Annotated in this window: 15 protein-coding genes; 8 read left to right on the top strand and 7 right to left on the bottom strand. The window is 68.7% G+C overall.

From position 1 onward, the window contains the following. The first annotated feature begins 23 nt into the window (after positions 1–23). The 3 genes from ACTIMO_RS08200 (at position 24) to ACTIMO_RS08190 (ending at position 2,865) form a co-directional block, all read left to right on the top strand. Entirely contained in the window at positions 24–1,775 is a 1,752-nt protein-coding gene (locus ACTIMO_RS08200) for a phospho-sugar mutase (protein WP_448182089.1), read from the top strand. Positions 1,776–1,840: 65 nt separating this feature from the next. Continuing rightward, on the top strand, positions 1,841–2,521 hold the full coding sequence (gene deoC / locus ACTIMO_RS08195) for a deoxyribose-phosphate aldolase (RefSeq protein WP_448182088.1): 681 nt from the start codon (positions 1,841–1,843) through the stop codon (positions 2,519–2,521). 56 nt (positions 2,522–2,577) lie between these two features. Beyond that, positions 2,578–2,865 carry a hypothetical protein gene (locus tag ACTIMO_RS08190; protein ID WP_055770343.1) on the top strand — a complete coding sequence of 96 codons (288 nt, stop codon included), beginning with the start codon at positions 2,578–2,580 and terminating at the stop codon, positions 2,863–2,865. 98 nt (positions 2,866–2,963) lie between these two features. Here ACTIMO_RS08190 and mfd read toward each other — a convergent pair whose 3' ends face one another. Continuing rightward, a complete protein-coding gene (gene mfd, locus ACTIMO_RS08185; RefSeq protein ID WP_448182087.1) occupies positions 2,964–6,584 on the bottom strand; it encodes a transcription-repair coupling factor in 3,621 nt (1,206 codons plus the stop codon). A 245-nt stretch (positions 6,585–6,829) separates the two neighbouring features. Here mfd and ACTIMO_RS08180 point away from each other — a divergent pair, with 245 nt between their 5' ends. From ACTIMO_RS08180 to ACTIMO_RS08165, 4 genes are read left to right on the top strand one after another with little or no spacing between them, the layout of a single operon-like run. Beyond that, positions 6,830–7,327, top strand: coding sequence for a DUF2505 domain-containing protein (locus ACTIMO_RS08180; protein ID WP_055770339.1), 498 nt, complete (start codon positions 6,830–6,832; stop codon positions 7,325–7,327). A gap of 40 nt (positions 7,328–7,367) precedes the next feature. Further along, complete coding sequence (locus ACTIMO_RS08175; protein WP_055770337.1) at positions 7,368–7,589, top strand: SCO4848 family membrane protein; 222 nt, start codon at positions 7,368–7,370, stop codon at positions 7,587–7,589. A gap of 41 nt (positions 7,590–7,630) precedes the next feature. Beyond that, complete coding sequence (nhaA, locus tag ACTIMO_RS08170) at positions 7,631–8,989, top strand: Na+/H+ antiporter NhaA (RefSeq protein WP_448182086.1); 1,359 nt, start codon at positions 7,631–7,633, stop codon at positions 8,987–8,989. Between the two features lie 3 nt (positions 8,990–8,992). Next, complete coding sequence (locus ACTIMO_RS08165; protein ID WP_448182085.1) at positions 8,993–10,669, top strand: sensor histidine kinase; 1,677 nt, start codon at positions 8,993–8,995, stop codon at positions 10,667–10,669. A gap of 43 nt (positions 10,670–10,712) precedes the next feature. On the opposite strand, the gene sufU is transcribed toward ACTIMO_RS08165, so the two are convergent. The 4 genes from sufU to ACTIMO_RS08145 form a co-directional block, all read right to left on the bottom strand. Beyond that, positions 10,713–11,165 carry a Fe-S cluster assembly sulfur transfer protein SufU gene (sufU, locus tag ACTIMO_RS08160; RefSeq protein WP_448182084.1) on the bottom strand — a complete coding sequence of 151 codons (453 nt, stop codon included), beginning with the start codon at positions 11,163–11,165 and terminating at the stop codon, positions 10,713–10,715. Then, positions 11,166–12,482, bottom strand: a complete 1,317-nt coding sequence (locus tag ACTIMO_RS08155; protein ID WP_448182083.1) for a cysteine desulfurase — start codon at positions 12,480–12,482, stop codon at positions 11,166–11,168. A gap of 114 nt (positions 12,483–12,596) precedes the next feature. Continuing rightward, entirely contained in the window at positions 12,597–13,352 is a 756-nt protein-coding gene (locus tag ACTIMO_RS08150; RefSeq protein WP_448182082.1) for a CDP-alcohol phosphatidyltransferase family protein, read from the bottom strand. Between the two features lie 27 nt (positions 13,353–13,379). Next, a complete protein-coding gene (locus ACTIMO_RS08145; protein ID WP_448182081.1) occupies positions 13,380–15,563 on the bottom strand; it encodes a right-handed parallel beta-helix repeat-containing protein in 2,184 nt (727 codons plus the stop codon). Positions 15,564–15,609: 46 nt separating this feature from the next. Here ACTIMO_RS08145 and ACTIMO_RS08140 point away from each other — a divergent pair, with 46 nt between their 5' ends. Beyond that, positions 15,610–16,857 carry a glycosyltransferase family 4 protein gene (locus tag ACTIMO_RS08140; RefSeq protein ID WP_448182080.1) on the top strand — a complete coding sequence of 416 codons (1,248 nt, stop codon included), beginning with the start codon at positions 15,610–15,612 and terminating at the stop codon, positions 16,855–16,857. A gap of 25 nt (positions 16,858–16,882) precedes the next feature. Here the strand turns inward: ACTIMO_RS08140 and ACTIMO_RS08135 are convergent, their stop codons facing one another. Continuing rightward, positions 16,883–18,364 (bottom strand): glycerophosphodiester phosphodiesterase, encoded by a 1,482-nt coding sequence (locus tag ACTIMO_RS08135; RefSeq protein WP_448182079.1) that lies wholly within the window; start codon positions 18,362–18,364, stop codon positions 16,883–16,885. Next, positions 18,361–19,515: a glycosyltransferase family 4 protein gene (locus tag ACTIMO_RS08130; RefSeq protein ID WP_448182078.1), complete on the bottom strand. Its 1,155-nt coding sequence runs from the start codon at positions 19,513–19,515 to the stop codon at positions 18,361–18,363. Before ACTIMO_RS08130 ends, ACTIMO_RS08135 begins: the two co-directional genes overlap by 4 nt. Between the last annotated feature and the right edge of the window lie 3 nt (positions 19,516–19,518).

Genomic DNA, 19,518 nt, shown 5'->3' with positions numbered 1-19,518 from the left:
ACGATCCACCGTTAGGGACCCGCATGACCACCCCGGAACTGGACACCCTCCTCAGCACGGCCGACGACTGGGCCGCCGCCGACCCCGACCCGAGGACGGCTGACGAACTTCGGACCCTCGTGGGGCGGGTTCGGGACGGCGGAGCGCCGGCGGCAGCCGCGGAACAGGACCTCCGTGACCGCTTCTCCGGTCCGCTCGCCTTCGGCACGGCCGGACTGCGCGCAGCACTCGGCGCGGGTCCGAACCGGATGAACCGGGTCGTGGTGCGCCGTGCGGCCGCGGGTGTCGCCGCCCACGTCCTCGACCTCGCGGCCGGCGCCTACGTCCCGCGCGCCGTCGTCGGCTTCGACGCCCGGCACAACTCCAGGGTGTTCGCCGAGGAATCGGCGGCGATCCTCACCGCCGCCGGGATCGAGACCTTCCTCATGCCGACCGAGCTGCCGACACCGGTGGTCGCGTACGCGATCCGCACGCTGGCCTGCGAGGTCGGCATCATGGTCACGGCGAGCCACAACCCGCCGCAGGACAACGGCTACAAGGTGTACCTCGGCGGACGCGCCGTGGAGGAGGACGCCCGGGGCGTCCAGATCGTGGCACCGCACGACTCGGGTATCGCCGCGCACATCGACGCCGCCGGCGCGCTCTCGGACATCGTCCTGGCCCCGGAGGGCTGGACCGTCCTGCCCGGAAGCATCGAGGCCGACTACGTCTCCGCCGTCGCGGCCCTCGCCGATCCGGCGTCGTCGGCGCGCGGGCTCAGGATCGTCCTCACGCCGCTGCACGGCGTGGGTGGACGCACGGCGCAGGCCGTCCTGTCGGAAGCCGGCTTCGACGACGTCACCGTCGTCCGGCGCCAGGCCGAGCCGGACCCGGACTTCCCCACCGTCGCCTTTCCGAACCCCGAGGAGCCGGGCGCACTTGATCTCGCCCTCGCCTTGGCCCAGGAGACCGGAGCGGACCTCGTGATCGCCAACGACCCCGATGCCGACCGCGTGGCCCTCGCCGCCCGGGAACCGTCCACCGGTGTCTGGCGCATGCTCCGTGGTGACGAGGTGGGCTCCCTGCTCGGCCTGCATCTCGCCGCCCGCCTCGGCTCGGGTGGACGGGACACCCCGTCGGCAGGAGCCGGCGCACGCGGGGTCTTCGCGAACTCGATCGTGTCCTCCCGCCTGCTCGGGCGGATCGCCGCCGTCTCGGGGATCGATCATGTCCAGACGCTGACCGGCTTCAAGTGGATCGCGCGCGTGCACGGGCTCTCCTTCGGCTACGAGGAAGCGCTGGGCTACTGCGTGGCTCCCGAACTCGTCCGGGACAAGGACGGCATCTCCGCCGGCCTCCTCCTCGCCGAACTCGCCGCGGCCACCAAGGCCGACGGCCGCACGCTCTTCGACCTGCTCGACGACGCCTTCCTGGTGCACGGCCTGCATGCCTCGGACCAGCTGTCCGTCCGCGTCGGCAGCCTCGGACTGCTGGGGGCCATGATGAACCGGCTGCGCGAGAACCCGCCGTCGTCCTTCGCCGACTCGCCGGTGACCACGGCCGAGGATCTCGCGCAGGGCTCGGCCCACCTGCCTCCCACCGACGGGCTGCTCTACGTCACGCAGGACGAGACGCGCGTGATCATCCGGCCGAGCGGCACCGAACCGAAACTCAAGTGCTACCTCGAGGTCGTCGAGCCGGTCGGCTCTGCGGCCGAGCTCTCCGCCGCCAAGGAGGCGGCCCGCCTCCGGCTGCAGGCCGTACGCCGGGACGTCGGCGAGGCGCTCGGGCTCTGAACCCCTCCTGCCGCGGGGGCGGCAGCCGTCCGCGGTACGGGCGGCGGCATGGAAGGATGGACGCCATGTCTACCGATGCCTCCCTCGCGTCCTTCATCGACCACACCCTGCTCAAGCCCGAAGCCAGCCGTGAGCAGATCCTCACCATCTGCCGGGAAGCGGTCGAGTACTCCTTCAAGTCCGTCTGCGTCAATCCGCTCTGGGTCAGTACCGTCCGCACCGCGGTGAAGGACACCGGCGTCCTCACCTGTTCGGTCATCGGGTTCCCCCTCGGGGCCAGCACCACCGAGGTCAAGGTCGTCGAGGCGCGCGGCGCCGTGGCCGACGGCGCCGACGAGATCGACATGGTCATCGACATCGCCGCTGCACGGGCCGGTGAACGCGACGTCCTGGTCCAGGACATCCGGGCCGTCGCGGACGCCGTGCACGAGAACGGTGCCATCCTCAAGGTCATCATCGAGACCGCCCTGCTGTCGGACGAGCAGAAGGTGCTGGCCTGCGAAGCGGCCGTCGAGGCAGGAGCGGATTTCGTGAAGACCTCCACCGGGTTCAACGGCGGCGGGGCGACCGTCGAGGACATCGCCCTCATGCGGCGGACGGTCGGCCCGGACCTCGGCGTCAAGGCCTCGGGCGGGGTCCGCTCGCTCGAGGACGCCCGCGCGATGATCGGCGCCGGCGCAACCCGTATCGGAGCGAGCTCGGGAGTCGCTATCGTTAAGGGAGAACAGGGCGCCGCAGGCTACTGACGGCGAACCAGCCAGGACAGCGCGGAACCGGCCGTCACAGCACGCTAGGAGAACACATGTCACACCAGGTCAACGCCGAGAGCCAGCCCGCCCACGCCGGCAAGGGTCACCTCGTCAGCAACATCGTATGGTTCGTGGTCATCTTCGGTGCATTCCTGCTGAGCATCTACCTGCTGACCTGGTTCACGCCGCAGGACATCTGGCCCATGGCCGTGATCGTCGTCGTCGCGTTCCTCGTCTTCTTCATCCCGCAGGGCATCCTCGGCCGCGCGGACACCGGCTACAACCTCGCCGAGGGCAACCGGACCGACGAGAAGGAGACATCGGCGGGCGTCGGCTCCTGATCTCCGGGCACACCGCGCCGACACCGGCCTGAACGACCTGAACGATGCGAAGAGGCCGTCCCCCGAGGGGGACGGCCTCTTCGCGTCGGTCCGGGGACCTAGGGGGTGAAGACCGCTTCCAGCACGTTCTTCGCCCAGTCGAGGATCTCGGCATCCACGAGGTCCCGACCGCCGATCCGCGCCGTCTTCGGCTTGGGTACCAGCACCGCGTTCATGGCGGGCTTCACCGTGGCGCCCGGATACATGCGGGTGAGCCGCATCTGCTTGGACTCCGGCAGCTCGGCCGGGGCGAACTTGATGAAATTGCCCTGCAGCGCCACGTCGGTGAGCCCGAGGGCCCGTGCCGCGACCCGGAAGCGGGCCACCGAGATCAGGTTCACGACCGCAGCGGGCGGCTCCCCGTAGCGGTCCTCGAGTTCGGCGACCACCGCGTCGATCGCCTCCTCGGTGACGGCGGCGGCCAGCTTCCGGTAGGCCTCCAGGCGGAGCCTCTCCCCCGGGACGTATTCGTGCGGTAGGTGGGCGTTGACGGGCAGCTCGATCTTCATCTCCGCCGCCTTCTCCTCGGCCTCGCCGCGGAAGGACGCCACCGCCTCGCCGACCAGGCGGATGTACAGATCGAATCCAACCCCCTGGATGTGGCCCGACTGCTCACCGCCGAGCAGGTTCCCGGCGCCGCGGATCTCGAGGTCCTTCATGGCCAGCTGCATGCCGGCACCGAGTTCGTTGTGGGACGCCACGGCCTTCAGCCGCTCGAGCGCCACCTCCCCGAGCGGTTTCTCCGACGGGTACAGGAAGTAGGCGTACGCCCGCTCCCTGCCCCGCCCCACGCGGCCGCGCAGCTGGTGCAGCTGGGAGAGCCCGTAGGAGTCCGCGCGGTCCACGATCAGCGTGTTGGCATTGGAGATGTCGAGGCCCGTCTCGATGATCGTGGTGCACACGAGGACGTCGAACCGCTTCTCCCAGAAGTCCACGATGATCTGCTCCAGGCGGGACTCCGTCATCTGCCCGTGCGCGACGGCGACCCGCGCCTCGGGCACGAGTTCCTTGAGGTGCGCCGCGGTCCGGTCGATCGACGAGACCCGGTTGTGCACGAAGAACACCTGGCCCTCGCGCATGAGTTCACGCCGGATCGCGGCGGAGGCCTGCTTGTCCGTGTACGGGCCGACGTACGTGAGCACCGGGTGGCGCTCCTCCGGTGGGGTCGCGAGCGTCGAGGTCTCCCGGATGCCCGTGAGGGACATCTCCAGCGTCCGGGGGATCGGCGTCGCACTCATGGCGAGGACGTCCACATTGGTGCGCATCTTCTTGAGCGCCTCCTTGTGCTCCACGCCGAAGCGCTGCTCCTCGTCGACGATCACGAGCCCGAGGTCCTTGAAGGTGATCTCCTTGGACAGCAGGCGGTGCGTGCCGATGACGACGTCGACGGCACCCGAGGTGAGTCCCTCGGCGGTCTCCCGCGACTCCTTCGCCGTCTGGAAGCGCGACAGGGCGCGGACACGGACCGGGAAGCCGGAGAACCGCTCGGAGAACGTCTCGAAGTGCTGCTGCACCAAGAGGGTGGTCGGCACGAGCACGGCCACCTGCTTGCCGTCCTGCACGGCCTTGAACGCGGCACGGACGGCGATCTCGGTCTTGCCGTAGCCGACATCCCCCGAGACGAGCCGGTCCATCGGCACCTCACGCTCCATGTCCGCCTTGACCTCGTTGATGGTGGTCAGCTGGTCCGGCGTCTCGACGTAGGGGAAGGCCTCCTCGAGCTCACGCTGCCAGGGCGTATCGGCACCGAAGGCATGACCGCGGGAGGCCATGCGCGCCGAGTACAGGCGGATCAGCTCGCCCGCGATCTCCTTGACGGCCTTCCGTGCCTGGTTCTTGGTCTTGCTCCAGTCCGAGCCGCCCATCTTGCTCAGCGCCGGGGCGTCCCCGCCGACGTAGCGCGTCACCTGGTCGAGCTGGTCCGTCGGGACGAAGAGGCGGTCCCCCGGGGCACCGCGCTTCGACGGCGCGTACTCGAGGACCAGGTACTCGCGGGTGGTCCGCGTGGGGCCGGCACCGGTGGAGCGCTGCATCAGCTCGACGAAGCGGGCCACACCGTGCTGCTCGTGCACCACGAAGTCGCCCTCCTTCAGCTGCAGGGGGTCGACGGCGTTCCTGCGCCGCGAGGGCATCTTCCGCATGTCGCGCGTACCCGAGGCACTGGTGCGTCCCAGCAGGTCCGCTTCCGTGAGCAGCCCGATTTTCAGTCCGTCCACCACGAACCCGCGCCCGGCGCACGCCGTCGTGATCTCGATGATCCCGGGCTGGGGAGGAGCGTCCAGGGAGTCGACGCGGCTCGTGGGGATGTCGTTGTCGTGGAACAGCTCCGCGAGGCGCTGGGCGGGCCCGGGTCCCTCGGTCGCGACCACGACGCGCCACTGGTCCCTGACACGTCCGCCGATGAAGTCCATCATCTCGGCGACGTCGCCCTGGTATCCGCGCGGCTCGCGTGCGTGCAGCGTGAAGCTGTCGACGTCGGCGAGCTCCTCGTCCGCGCCGAAGGAGGTGATCCCCCACCAGGCCACCTCGTGGGCGAGCGCCGTCGACCGCGTCTCCGTCAGCGAGCGGAAGCTCGCCTCCTGCAGGTCGGTGCCGAGACCGCCGCCGAGGTCGAGCGGGGCGGCGCCGCCGTCGGAGGCCGTGGACCACGCGGCGGCGAGGAACTCCTCGTTCGTGGCGGCGAGGTCGTGCGCGCGGGCGCGGACCTTCTCCGGCTCGATCACGACGGCGATGGACCCCGCGGGCAGCTCGCCCGCGAAGGGCACCATGGCGTCCACCAGCACCGGGGCGAGGGACTCCATGCCCTCGACGGCGATGCCTCCGGCGATCTTCTCCAGCATCGCCGCCGCGGCGGGGAGCTCGGACTGCAGTTTCGCCGCACGGGACATGACCGACGGCGTGATGAGGATCTCGCGGCAGGGCGGCGCGTACAGCGCCACCGGAGGTTCCCCCGTGGTCAGGGAGCGCTGGTCGGCGACGGCGAACCAGCGCATCTGGTCCACCTCGTCGCCGAAGAAGTCGACGCGGACCGGGTGGTCCTCGGTCGGCGGGAAGACGTCGATGATGCCCCCGCGCACGGCGAACTCGCCCCGGTGCGTGACCATGTCGACCCTCGCGTACGCCGCATCGGCCAGCGCCGTGACCACCTCGGAGAAGGCGATCTCGTCGCCCACCTTGAGCGCGACGGGCTCGAGGTCGCCGAGACCGGCGACGAGTGGCTGCACGACCGCGCGGATGGGCGCGGTGATGACTCTGATCGGCGACCCGCCCGGGTGGGCGAGCCGCCGGAGGACCGAGAGCCGGCGGCCCACCGTGTCCGAGCGCGGCGACAGGCGTTCGTGCGGCAGGGTCTCCCAGCTGGGGAACTCCTCGATGGCACTCTCGGGCAGGTAGCTGCGGAGCGCCTGGGCCAGGTCCTCCGCCTCCCGGCCGGTCGCCGTGATCGCGAGCACCACGGGCACCGCTGCGCCGGCATCAGGGGTTGTGGCAGCGCCGACGTCGGGTGCCGACAGGCCCGCCAGGCCGTCGACCATCTCCGCGATCAGGGGCGCGCGCAGTCCCGCGGGCGCACCGATCTGCAGGTCGGCGCTGCGCTGGTCGACCGGGCGCGAGGCGTTGGTGCGTACGCGCGCGTAGGACGCGTCCTCGGCGAGCGCCGCGCGCAATCCGTTCAGGCTCATCTGTCTGGGGCTCCTCAGGCGTGGTCTCCTCCGCCACCGGCCCATGGTCCGCGCCGGCTCGACGCGGCTGCCGAGGGGCTGGGACAGCACGAAAGCCCGGGAAGACGAATCGTTCCCGGGGATGCTCCCAGACTACCAAGGGGGCCTGACGCTTTCGGGGCCCGCCCGGCGCCCCCTGACCGGCAGGCCGTAGGATTGCTGGCAGACCCTGCCCGCCCGGCATCTCGACGACCCCAGGAGAACCCATGGCCCTGAACGCATCGACCACCCTCCCCTACGACCCGGCGACGGTCCTCGGGGTGTTCACCGACGAGGGCTTCGTCCGCCACATGAGCGAGCATGTCGGCGGCACCCTGGAGTCGCTCACGGTGGACGGGGACACCGCCGGCGCGTTCACGCTGACGGCGGTCCGCACCATGCCGACCGATCGCCTCCCCGACATGGCCCGCAAGTTCGTCGGCGAAACCCTGTCCGTCACCCAGACCGAGCAGTGGGCGGCGCCGACCGCCGACGGCTCCCGCGAGGCGACACTGCAGATGACCGTCGCGGGCGTCCCCCTCTCCGTGGCAGCGGTGCAGCGCCTCACGGCGCAGGGCGGCGGGACCGTCGTCGATCTCCAGGGCACCGTCTCCTCCACCATCCCGTTCCTCGGCGGGAAGATCGCCGGTGCCGCCGAGCCGATGATCGGCAAGGCCCTCAACGTGCAGGCGACCGAGGCCCGCACCTGGCTCGAGAACCGCTGACAAGACCGTAGCCACCCCACCCGAGAGTTCCGCGACCACCATGCAGCTGCCCACACCCCTTGCCCTGATCCTCATCCTCTCCGGCGTCTGGACCCTGATCGTCTGGCCGCCGTTCCTGCGCCGCATCCTCAAGGACCCGCGCGCCCGCGACGAGAAGGGCGCGGCGACCAGGTTCCTCACGGTCCACCTCATGCTGATCTCCACCTCGATGATCCTCGGCGCGGCGACTGCCGTCATCGGGGTGCGAGCCCTCATCGCCTGAGACCGGACCATGCCTGCACGCTGCATCCCCGAGGAGACCCGATGACCCAGGACGATCGAGCGAAGCCGGCAGGCGCCCACCCGGTGATCCTCCAGCGATCGAGCTATGCGGAGCACCTCCGCATCACGGAGATCCTGCGCAAGGAGACGGTGGGGGGCATCCTGCTCCTCGTCGCGGCCGCCCTTGCCATCCTCTGGGCCAACTCGCCGTTCTCCGAGTCCTACTTCGCGATCCGGGACTTCGAGTTCGGCTACGAACCATGGCACCTGAAGCTGTCGGTGGGTACCTGGGCCTCCGACGGTCTCCTCGCGGTCTTCTTCTTCCTCACGGGCCTCGAACTCAAGCGTGAGTTCGTGGCCGGGGACCTGCGGCGGCTCAGCCGCGCGATCGTCCCCGTCGCGGCCGCCTTCGGCGGTGTCCTCGTGCCCGCGCTCATCTACACGGCCGTAAATTTGTCCTCCCCCGAGACGCTCCGCGGCTGGGCCATCCCCACCGCCACGGACATCGCCTTCGCCCTGGCCGTTCTCGCGGTCATCAGCTCGCACCTGCCCGGTGCCCTGCGCGTCTTCCTCCTGACGCTCGCCGTCGTGGACGACCTGATCGCCATCGCGATCATCGCGTTCTTCTACTCGGAGGACGTCAGCCTCGTCTTCCTCCTCTGGATGCTGCTCCCCCTGGGCCTCTTCGCCCTGCTCGCCCAGCGGCGGCCGAAGTTCTTCGGGAGCACCACGCGGGGTCCGTGGCTCGTCCTCCTGCCGCTGGGTGTCGCCACCTGGGCGCTCATGCACGCGTCGGGGGTGCACGCGACGGTCGCCGGGGTGCTGCTCGGGTTCTGCGTGCCCGTCCTGCGGAGGTCCGAGGGCAGGCCCCTGCTGCCCCGCCCCAACAAGCCGGGACTGGCCGAGGTCCTCGAGCATCGCTTCCGCCCGCTCTCGACGGGCTTCGCCGTACCCGTCTTCGCCTTCTTCTCCGCGGGTGTGGCGATCGGGGGCGCGGAAGGCTTCGCGTCCGCGCTCACGGATCCGGTCCTGATCGGGGTCGTGCTCGGGCTCGTCCTCGGCAAGCCGATCGGCGTGCTCCTGACCACGTTCGTCGTCACGAGGACCACGAAGGCCGACCTCGATCCGGGACTGAGCTGGTGGGACCTGCTGGGCGTCGGGATCCTCGCCGGGGTCGGGTTCACCGTGTCCCTGCTCGTCAACGACCTCAGCTTCGGGGCGGGCAGCAAGCACGACGACCACGCGAAGGTCGCCATCCTCACGGCATCCCTCCTGGCGGCGCTCCTGGCGAGCGTGGTGCTGCGCCTGCGCAACAAGCACTACCGCCGCATCGAGGAGGAGGAGAAGGTCGACACCGATGCGGACGGCGTCCCCGACGTGTTCGAGAACCGCGCGGACTGATCCATGGCCGAACCGGGGGTGGTGCAGGCAGGGCATGGTCCGGTCGAGGCCGTGCGGGGTCCCCGCCGGGCGCGTAACAGGCGCCGGATCATCCTGAGCGAACTGGCCCTCACCAGCACCTTCTCCATGACGGTCGTGCTCGGGCTGCTGCAGAGCGAGGAGCTCCGCTCCGTCCCCGTCTTCGTCGCAGGGTGGATCCTGAACCTGGCCGTCTTCGCACTGTGCTGCACGCTGCCGTGGTCGCGCATCCCCAGCCGCTGGGTCATCATCGTCCCGCTCGTCGATTTCGTCGCCATCGCGCTCACCCGGGCGGCCGCTGGAGACAGCCTCACGGGCGTCGGGCTCCTCGCCGCCTTGCCCACGGTCTGGATCGCCGCGTCGAGGGTCCGCACCGCGACCGCCGTGACGATCGCCGTCGTCGCCTCCCTCCTCGTCATCTGGCTGCCGTTCCTCCTCCGCACCGAGGTGCTCACACTCCGCGGCCTCATCGATCCCATCCTCCTGCCCATCATGCTCACGGGTCTGGCCGGGTTCGTGAGCGCGCTGGCGAAGGACAACCGGCGACGGCAGGACGCACTCCGGGCATCCCAGGCAGCACTGCGGGAGAGCATCGAGGCCGGCCGCGACCGCGAACGGCTCCTCGGGACCGTGCTGGACACGGTGAGCGTGGGACTTCTCGCCGTGGACCGTGACGGCAACGACATCCTGATGAATGCCCGCCAGCGCGAGGGCCATGCGGCAGCCGCACCCCCGGACACGCCCGATCCGCAGGAGAGCGAGCTGCTCATCTTCGGTGCGGACAGGACCACGCCGATCCCGCCGGAGATCCGACCGGTGCGCCGGGCCATCATGGGCGAGGACCTGCAGGGCGAACAGGTGTGGGTGGGCGCCGGACGGTCCCAGCGTGCGCTCAGCATCTTCTCGCAGTCCATGTACGACGACGACGGCGCCTTCGCGGGGACGGTCGTGTCCTTCAACGACGTCACCGAACTGCTCCTCGCCCTGCAGGCCAAGGACGACTTCCTGTCGAACGTCTCGCACGAGTTCCGCACCCCGCTCACGTCGATCCTCGGCTATCTCGACCTGACGCTGGAGCTGGGGGACGTGCTGCCCGAGGGCGTGGAGGGCTACCTCGAGATCGCCCGGCGGAATGCCCTCCGGCTCGAACAGCTGGTCGAGGACCTGCTCGCGATCAACGCCGGCACCTTCGAGGTCATCCCGATCGCCACGGACGTCGGCCGTATCCTGGCCGATGCGGCATCCTCCGGCCATCTGCGGGCCGTGCGGGCCGGCGTCCATCTCGAGAACCGGGCGCCCTCGTCCCTGCAGGCGGTCGCGGACCCGGCCCGCCTCGCCCAGGCGGTCGACAACCTGCTGACCAATGCCGTGAAGTACAACAGGCGCGGCGGAAGCATCACGCTGGACGCCTCCCTCGGGGACGACGGCCTCGTTATCGAGGTCGAGGACACGGGGATCGGCATCGAGGCCGAGGAACTGCACCAGGTCTTCGACCGCTTCTTCCGCTCCCCGTCGGTGCGTACCTCGGCGGTGCCGGGCGTCGGGCTGGGCCTGCTGATCACCAAGAGCATCGTCAGCGAGCACGGCGGCTCCATCTCGGTGGCCAGCGAGCCGGGCCGTGGGTCGTGCTTCACCGTCGTGATCCCGCAGCCCACGCGGTGAGCGGGGGTCCTGCCCGCACCACCGTGGGCCGGCTCGTCGGGACCTAGCCGTTGGCGGCGAGCAGGGACTCCTCGAGCGCGACCCAGGCGAGCATGGCGCACTTCACGCGCGCAGGGAACCGGGACACACCCGAGAAGGCCGCAGCGTCCCCGAGAACCTCCTCGTCGGCCTCGATCCGGCCGCGGGAACGCATGACCTCGCGGAACGCATCGACGAGCGTGATGGCCTCGTCACGCGGCAGGCCCTGCACGAGGTCCGTGAGCACCGACGCCGAGGCCATCGAGATGGCGCATCCGGCACCGTCCCACGTCACCGCCGCGACGCTGCCGTCCAGCACGGCGGCGCGGAGGGTGATCTCGTCCCCGCACACAGGGTTCAGCTGGTGGGACTCCCCCACCCTGCCGTCGCCGTCGTACGCTGCCAGGGGCGAGCCGTGCCGCGCCTTCGCGTGGTCGAGGATGATCTGCTGGTACAGCTGTTCGAGTCCTGAGCTCATCTACTCTGCTCCGAAGAAGGGGCGGACCTGGGCGACGGCCGCCAGGAAGGCGTCCACCTCGTCCGTCGTCGTATAGAGGTACGTGCTGGCGCGGGTGGTGGCGGTGAGCCCCAACCTGCGGTGCAGCGGCTGCGCGCAGTGGTGGCCCACGCGGACGGCGATGCCCTGGTCGTCGAGGAACTGGCCCACGTCGTGGGCGTGCACGCCGTCGACGTCGAACGCCGCCAGTCCGATCCGTGGCTGATCAGCCCGTGGCCCGAGGACCCGCACGCCGTCGATCGCGTCGAGACCCGCGACGAGACGCCTCCCCAGCGTGGCTTCCCAGGCCTCGATCCGCTCCATGCCGGTCTCCGCCAGGTAGTTGGCCGCGGAACCGAGGGCGACCGCCTGCGAGATGCGCTGCGTCCCGGCCTCGAACCGGTTCGGCGAGGGCAGGTACTCGGCGCCCTGCATGGTGACGGTGGTGATCATGGAGCCGCCCGTGAGGAAGGGCGGCATCGCGTTCAGCAGTTCGGCGCGTCCGTAGAGTGCGCCGATGCCGGTGGGTCCCAGCATCTTGTGGCCGGAGAACACCAGGAAATCGACGTCGAGGGCCTTGACGTCCACCGGCAGGTGCGGCACCGATTGGCAGGCGTCGAGGAGCGTCAGGGCGCCGACCTCGCGGGCGAGCCCCACGATCTCCGCCACCGGGCTGATGGTCCCCAGGACGTTCGAGGCGTGCGAGAAGGCGACCATCCTCGTCGAGGAGGTGATGACCTGCCGGGCCTCGTCGAGGCGCAGCGCACCGTCGTCGTCGACCGGGATGAAGCGGAGCTCGGCGCCGGTGCGCGCGGCGAGTTCCTGCCACGGGATCAGGTTGGCGTGGTGCTCCAGCTCCGTCACCACGATGCTGTCCCCGGGCCCGACGGCGAACCGGCGCGCGGTGTCCCCTCCGCGGCCGAGCGAGGCGTTGGACATCGCGTAGGCGACCAGGTTGATCCCCTCCGTGGCGTTCGAGGTCCACACCAGCTCGTTCGTCCGCGCTCCGATGAACCGGGCGACGGCGGCGCGCGCGTCCTCGTACGCGTCGGTGGCGTCGACGGCGAGGGAGTGGGCGCCGCGGTGCACGGCGGCGTTGCGCTGCTCGTAGAACTCCTGCTCCGCCTCCATGACGCTCACAGGATTCTGCGACGTGGCGCCCGAGTCGAGGTAGACGAGCGGCCTGCCGTTGACCTCCGTGCCGAGGATCGGGAAGTCGTTGCGGATGCGATGCACCTCGGCGTCCGTCAGCCCGGCGTCGGACGGGGTGAGCGTGACGGGGGTTTCGATCACGGGCACGGATACTCCTCGGATACGTCGCTTCGCCCTGCGGTAATTACACAAGGATTGTCTGCGCTAATCCTCCCATCGTCGAGGTGCCCATGGCATCCCAGTGGAGCCTAAGGAGTCCGATCAGGAGCGGAACACCGCGACCTCGCGGAACCACTTGGGCAGAGCCAGACCGAGGAACATCACGTTCGCGGCGAGGAGCAGGCAGTAGAGCGGCGCGAACAGGCCGGTTCCCCACGTCAGGAACACGAGCGCCAGGATGCCGTACTCTGTCGGCAGCACCGCCAGGGAGTAGACGAACGAGGAACTCCCCTCGCCTGCGAGTCGCATCGAGGCCGATCCCCGATGCAGACGGCGAAGCTGGTCCGTGAGCATGATGGTGAAGAAGAACACCGTGGCCAGCACCTGATACGCGATGGGCACGAGCATCAGGCCAGAGGGGAAAGCACCGGACGACCACCACCCGATCAGTACCACGAGGTGGATGCTGCCCATCTTCACGGCATCGACCACGTGATCCAGCCACTCCCCTGCCGTCGATCCTCCGCCCTGCAACCGTGCCAGCTGTCCGTCAGCCGAATCCAGTGCATAACCGAGCATCAGGAGCACGGCTGCGGCGATGCCCGTCAGGACACTCCAGGGGCCCGCGACCAGGACGGCAAAACCCGCGAATGTGCAGAGCGCACTGACCCCGGTCACTCCGTTGGGCGTCATCCGCATCAGGAAGGCGAGCGCCGCGAAACGACGACCGGCGGGGCGGTTAATGTAGGTGGCATACGCCGACGCCCCCTTGGACGTCTTCTGGTGCGCCTTCAGTTCTGCTACGAGACCGCTGTACGTCTGACTTGCTTCGGTCCCATTCGACACAGTGGATGTCATCCCCTTGGTGGTGATTGTCGACGCCGGCTACTGCAGCGTCTGCGTCTTCCAATTGTCCACGAGCAGGTCCATCGGGACGGACGCACGGCTCGACAGGACGGTGATCAGACCGACACTACCCGGAGCCTGAAGCTCAGCCGCGGAATCGGTGGCCTCGACCTGCCATGTCGTCCCCTCTCGGGCGCCGACCTTCCACAGACGAGCCTGGATCAGCGTCTTGCCCCCGCTCGACGGGTGGACCAGGACGCGGACCGCCAACTTCCCGTCCGGGGTCGCCGTCGCGCCCTCGACCTGGATTTCCTCACTGAGGGGCTTCTCGACACCCGAGGCGTCCGCCTTCATGATCGACAGCGAGGTTCCGATCGGGGCCGCGCGTACCTTCACCCGGTACTCGCCTGCATTCGGCACTGCGCGACCCACCACCGAGACGTACACCCCGCCCTCCTCGAGCTTGGCGGCGGGAGCGAATTCGAGTGAGGTCTGGCTCCCGTGGACCATGAGATCGTTCAAGTAGGCGGACGGTGCACTGCCGGGCTTCTTCATGGACCAGACTCCCGCTCCGGCCTTCGTCCGATAGTAGTAGTCGCCACCACTGACGGACCATGTTCCGCCCTTCTCCGCGTCTCCCAGTCCGGCGCCGTTGCGGGCGAAACTATCCAGGGCGATGGTCGTCGCCGACCCGGACACCGGGGCGGGTGCGGGGCTCGGCGCCGTCGGCGTGGTCGGAAGCGCTGACGGCAGCACCAGGCCCACCTTCCCGCGCACGTCGAACCCCCGCCCTTTCCACTGGTCGAATGACATCGGCGACTGGTCGAGGAACAGCTTCCTGTCCTGGAGTGCGTTGACCACGTAGGTGTTCCCCGAGAAGGCGATACGCGCATCAGCGACCGACCCGACGTAGCTGGACGCTCGTACGATCCCGCTGACGGCGGTGCCCGGGCTCCGGACGTCGATCACATTGTCCGTCACCTTCACGTCCTGCAGGCGGTACGGACCCAGCGGCCCGGATCCCCGCGGCCGAAGCTGGACGCCGATACCATTGAGATTCCCGCGGACGACATTGCCCTGGACCGCGACACCCGCGCTGGTGTTCACGTTGATCCCCGCACCGGACATCAGCCCGAGGCCTGATCCCCGCCCCTTGTTCAGGCCGTTGTCCGTCACCGTGTTCCCCAGGATCTGACCATTCCGACTGATCTCGTACCTGACGCCATCCGCGAGATTGGACGCAATCGTATTGTTCCGGATGGTGACACCATCTGCTCCCACGTCAGCCCAGACGCCGACGCCCCTGTTGCCCCTGAAGGTGTTTCCCTCGATGAGCGACGAGGAGTACGTAACCTTCATGCCGCCCGACTCCCAATCCGCCACCCAGAACCCGCGGGTGTTGTTGTAGGAGACGACATTGTCGATCACACGCGCGTTGTTCGACCTCCACTGACCGATGCCCAGCTGGCCGTTCCTCGAGATCCGATTCCCCTCGATCAGCGCGTTCTCGCCGCGGGCGATCATCAGGCCTATCGCGTGGTTGTCGGTGATGAGGCAATCCCGGACCGCCCATCCCTGACCGCTGACCATCACCGCCCCACTCTGCGGGAGGTTGGCGAAGCCGCGGATGATCAGACCGTCCAGGGTGACCCCCGAGGCCCGGGACTCGATGGCGGTACGGGTCCGGGCCAGGGTGTAGCTCGCCTCGGCGTCGCCGTTACCGACGTACAGCATGTTCGCGCTGTAGTCCGCGAAATACGAATCGGGCCCGAGGTCACGCAATCTGCCCACGGCTTTCAGCGCGACGTTGTCCCGGAAGAGGATCTCCGCCTGATTGCACAGTGAACTTGCGGCATCCTCGCACTGGCCGTTGCCCGAGTATCTCGGGGGCAGTACGCCTTTGGCCTCGAGCCGTCCGTTGATTTTTGCAAGATTGTCGAGGGGCTCGGCTCCCGACAGGACGGCCCCGGATCCCCTGATGACCTGGCCGGTTCGGGGAACGATCGTCTTCGTGACCTCGTGGACCCCGGACGCCAGGCAGATGACCGCGTAGTCCGGCGCCCTCTGGACTGCTGCCGCGATGTCCTGGCCAAGGACGACAGTGCGGGAGCATGGCGCCTGTGCCGCTTCGGCGGCCGTGCTCGGGCTCAGGCCGACCGCGACCAGCGCGAGGCCCAACGAGAGGACGAGACTACGATGAATGAGGGGTCGCACTAGCGTCACTGGTGACCTTAGGTATTGAGACCCTGAATGAGAACCGTACTGTAGGTTGCTGGAAAGACAACCGGCCGCCGCCGGCGACGCAATGAGGACTACGATAATGCGCATCCTGTTGATTCACAATTCTTACCGCAGCGCGCAACCGAGCGGTGAAGACATGGTGGTGGCGCAGGAATTGGAGTTGCTCACCGCAGCCGGACACGAGGTCGTGAGGCACTTCGTCGAGAGCGACAGCATTGCCGGTATGACGAAGATCGAGAAGGCGAAAGTGCCGTTCCGCGTCACGTGGTCGCCGGCCGACCGGCGGAAGGTCGCGCAGTTGCTCGCTACCCATGACATCGACGTGATCCACCTCCACAATCCCTTTCCCCTGATCAGTGCCTCGATACTCGCTGCAGCGAAGGATTTCGGCGTGCCGGTCGTGATGACCCTCCACAATTACCGGCTGTTCTGTGCGGCTGGGACCTTGCTGCGCGAGGGGAAGCCCTGCACCGCATGCCTGCCTCGGAGCTCCGTGCCCGCGCTGGTTCACGGTTGCTACCGGGACAGCCGCGCGGCGACGGCGCCGCTTGCTGTGTCGATCGACGTCCACCGGCTCCGGGGTTCGTGGAGTGATGGCGTCACGACCTTCATCGTCATGAGCGAATTCGCTCGGTCGATGATGACGAGATACGGGATTCCGGACGGGAAGATCACGGTCAAGCCCCACTTCATCCCTCGGCCCGATACGCTCGCTGATGCGCAGGCGCCGGACGCGCCGTTCGGGCTGTTCCTCGGCAGGCTGTCGAAGGAGAAGGGCGCGGATGTACTCGTCGACGCCTGGAAGCCGTCGATGGGAACTCTGGTCATCGCGGGATCCGGCCCGCTCGAGGAAGAACTCCGGCTCAAGGCGAGGGCCCACGGGGACTCGGTCCGTTTCGTGGGTGCACTGCCCCGTGACCAGGCCATGCGCCTCCTGTCGCGCGCCCAGTACCTCGTCAATCCCTCCAACGCCTTCGAGACCTTCGGACTCACAGTGGTCGAGGCCTTCGCACACGGCGTCCCTGTGATCGTTCCGGATCACGGCGTCTTCAGCGAACTCGTGGAATCGGGCACTACCGGCCTGCGCTTCACCCCTGGCGATTCCCACGCCCTCGCTGACGCGTTGGATTTCATGTCCGATCCGTCGACCTGCCGCGCGTGGGGTGAGACGGCGCGGTCGGTGTATCTCGAGCGGTACACCCCTGAGGCCAATCTCGTCCTGCTCGAACATGTCTACCGGTCCGCCATGTCCGGATCGTCGGCCCCTGCGACCTGAGCTGCTTCGTCCCGCCTCCAGCGCGTCACGCGACAGCCATCCTCAGATCGACGGGGACGGGAGAACCGTAGTTCTTGCAGAGCCCGAGGTATCCCCCCCGGTACGTGCTGTCCTCCACCTCGATACTTCCCTGCTCGCCCTGCCGTCCGACCCTGATACCGAGGGGGGTCATCCTGACGGAGACGGTGGTCCAGGCGCCGACGACCGGCGGTGCGGTGTTCATCGACGCAAGGACGAGGCTCTCGTCCTTCTCACTCCCCTCCGGTACGGGGCTCTTCCGGGTGAGGGACAGCTCACCGGCGGCGTTGAGGAGGACGTGATAGCCCCCTTCCGACCGCGGGATGGAAGCTCGGTAGGGAACGTCCGATTCCAGCCCGAAGGCGAAACCCGCCGAATCGTAGGGCGAGGACGGCGCCTCGGGCCACCTGATGCCCACGTCAAGCCGTAGATCCGACCCATCGACAGGACACAGCGAGCCGGTGATGTACCCGGCGTTGGCGTCCACTGCGAAGCGGACGGCGTTCTCCGCGGTCAGGAGCTGGGGCTGGAAGGTGGGAGAGAGGATCCACGGGAGATCTCCTGCCGGCCGCACGCCTGCTCCGACGGTGACGGCCGTTGCGGGCGCAGGAAGATCACTGGCCACGTAGGGGAAGTTCGAGCACATCAGACCCCGCACACCGAGATCGAGCACTCGGTCCCGCATCCACCGGGTGTGGACCTCCCAGCAGATCACCGGCTTGCCATACCCGACCAGAGCCCTGATCTCGTCGTCGGTGGCCCCGTGATAGATACCGAGGACATCGAACCGGTCGGCAAGCCGAGCGAAGGCATCATCTTCGTTGCTGATGAAGTACCCCCAGGTCGTGTAACCGCGCCGCACCGCTTCCGTGGGATCCGGCGCCACCGCCGCCTGCTTCCAGATGAAGCGCCGCGTGGAATCAGGATAGGAATCGAGGAGATCGAGGAGGCGGGTCGTATTGCTGCCCTGCTTGTCCTCGATCAGGATGACCACCTCGTCGTCCAGCGCATCCAGCACATCCGTCAGTCTCGGGATGGGTTGCGGCCGGGTGCCAGGGCCCGTCCACTCCGCCGAGAGGTTGCGGAGCACACTCAGGCGAGCGAAATCCTGCTCGGCGATCTCCAGGCCGACGCCCGTCATGCGCTCCGTGTTCTTGTCGTGGTGACACACGAGCACTCCGTCCCTGGTGCTGCAGACGGAGATCTCGACAGCCTGCGCTCCGGCCTCGACGGAGCGTGCGTACGCCTCGAGCGTGTGCTCCGGCCAATTGTCCCCGGACCCACGGTGAGCTATCAGGAAGGTGTCCTGGAGAACGAAGTCCGCTGCCGGGAGTGCCGGTCGCGGCCTCATCGACGCCACACCGCCGGCCGCTGCCGCTGTCGGACCGGCCGAGGGTGCTCCTGTGCATCCCGCCAGCGCCAGCGTACCCAGGACGCCGAGGCCCAGGAACTCCCTCCGCCGGATGGTGTGTCCGCCCGATGCCGTCACCGGGTGACCGATTCCTGTGCGGGCGATGTCCCCGCTGCTTCGTCCGAAAGACGTGGATCAGGAGCCGTGACCGACTCGTACCACCCGTCAAGCATCTCCGGGAGGCGGCGAACCGACCATCGATCATCGGCGATGCGGTGGTCGGTGCGGGTATGGGAAGCCAGGGCACGGGCGATCCGCGGAACCGGCCGGGCGCCCCTCGGGACGACGATCCCGGTCCGGCCGGCCAGGTGGGCAGGACCGCCCAGATCCAGCACGACCGCAGGCAGGCCCAGCGTGCTCGCCTCGGCAACCGTCCACGGAGCCGAGTCGTGCATGGAGGGGAACAGGAGCAGATCGGCCTCCCGCATGACCCTGAAGATCTCCGCCCGCGGAACCTGCCCGTGGAGACGCACCCGGTCGGAGAGACCACGCTTGAGGACCTGCCGTTCGAGCCACCGACGGTCCGCGCCTTCTCCGTAGTAGTCGAGCCTCCATCGCTCGTTCCCCTTTTCCGCAACCGCCTGCAGGGCTAGCCGAGTGCCCTTCCAGGTGACCAGGCGACCGATGAAGACCGCCCGGTAGTCAGGTGCCGGAGCATCAACGTGCCTGAGCTCGGCCGGCGGCTGATCCATCAGTGCCGCGTTGGGTTCGACGACCACGCGTGCTCGGTGCTCGAAGCGCCGGCGCACGTCATCGTTCAGTGCCACGACCAGCGCGGCCCTCGACGCCGTCGAATCACCGAAGGCACGCCTCAGCACCGAGCCGATGCACCGGCGAACCAGCTCGGAGGCGACGCCGCTGACCCCCAACGCCGGATACATCGTCACCGGCGTACTGGTCGCCCCTCCCACGGGCCCCCAGATCAACGGGACCGACGGCGGAAGGGAGGCGAGACCACACGGCATCCAGTCGACAGCGAAGGTGACGTGATGGGCCACATCGAAGCGGTGCTCGCTGTGCAGCCGCCCTGCAGTCCGGCCGGCGAGGCGTTGCCACAGTGGGTAGTACCAGTACACGTCGCGATGGCTTCGCTTCAACCGGAGGAGGGGATCCGGAAGATCGATGTACACAGGGTGGAGCCATCGGGCAAGCTCCTGGTCCTCGTCGAGCCTCCGCGTGATCGCATCCCGGAATCGCTTCCGTGTCAGCACCCACACCTCCGAGGTCACCGC

The organism is Arthrobacter sp. CP30, from assembly GCF_053470025.1.
The sequence above is the reverse complement of the archived record's forward strand: the minus strand, read 5'-3'. Positions and strand labels throughout refer to the sequence as shown.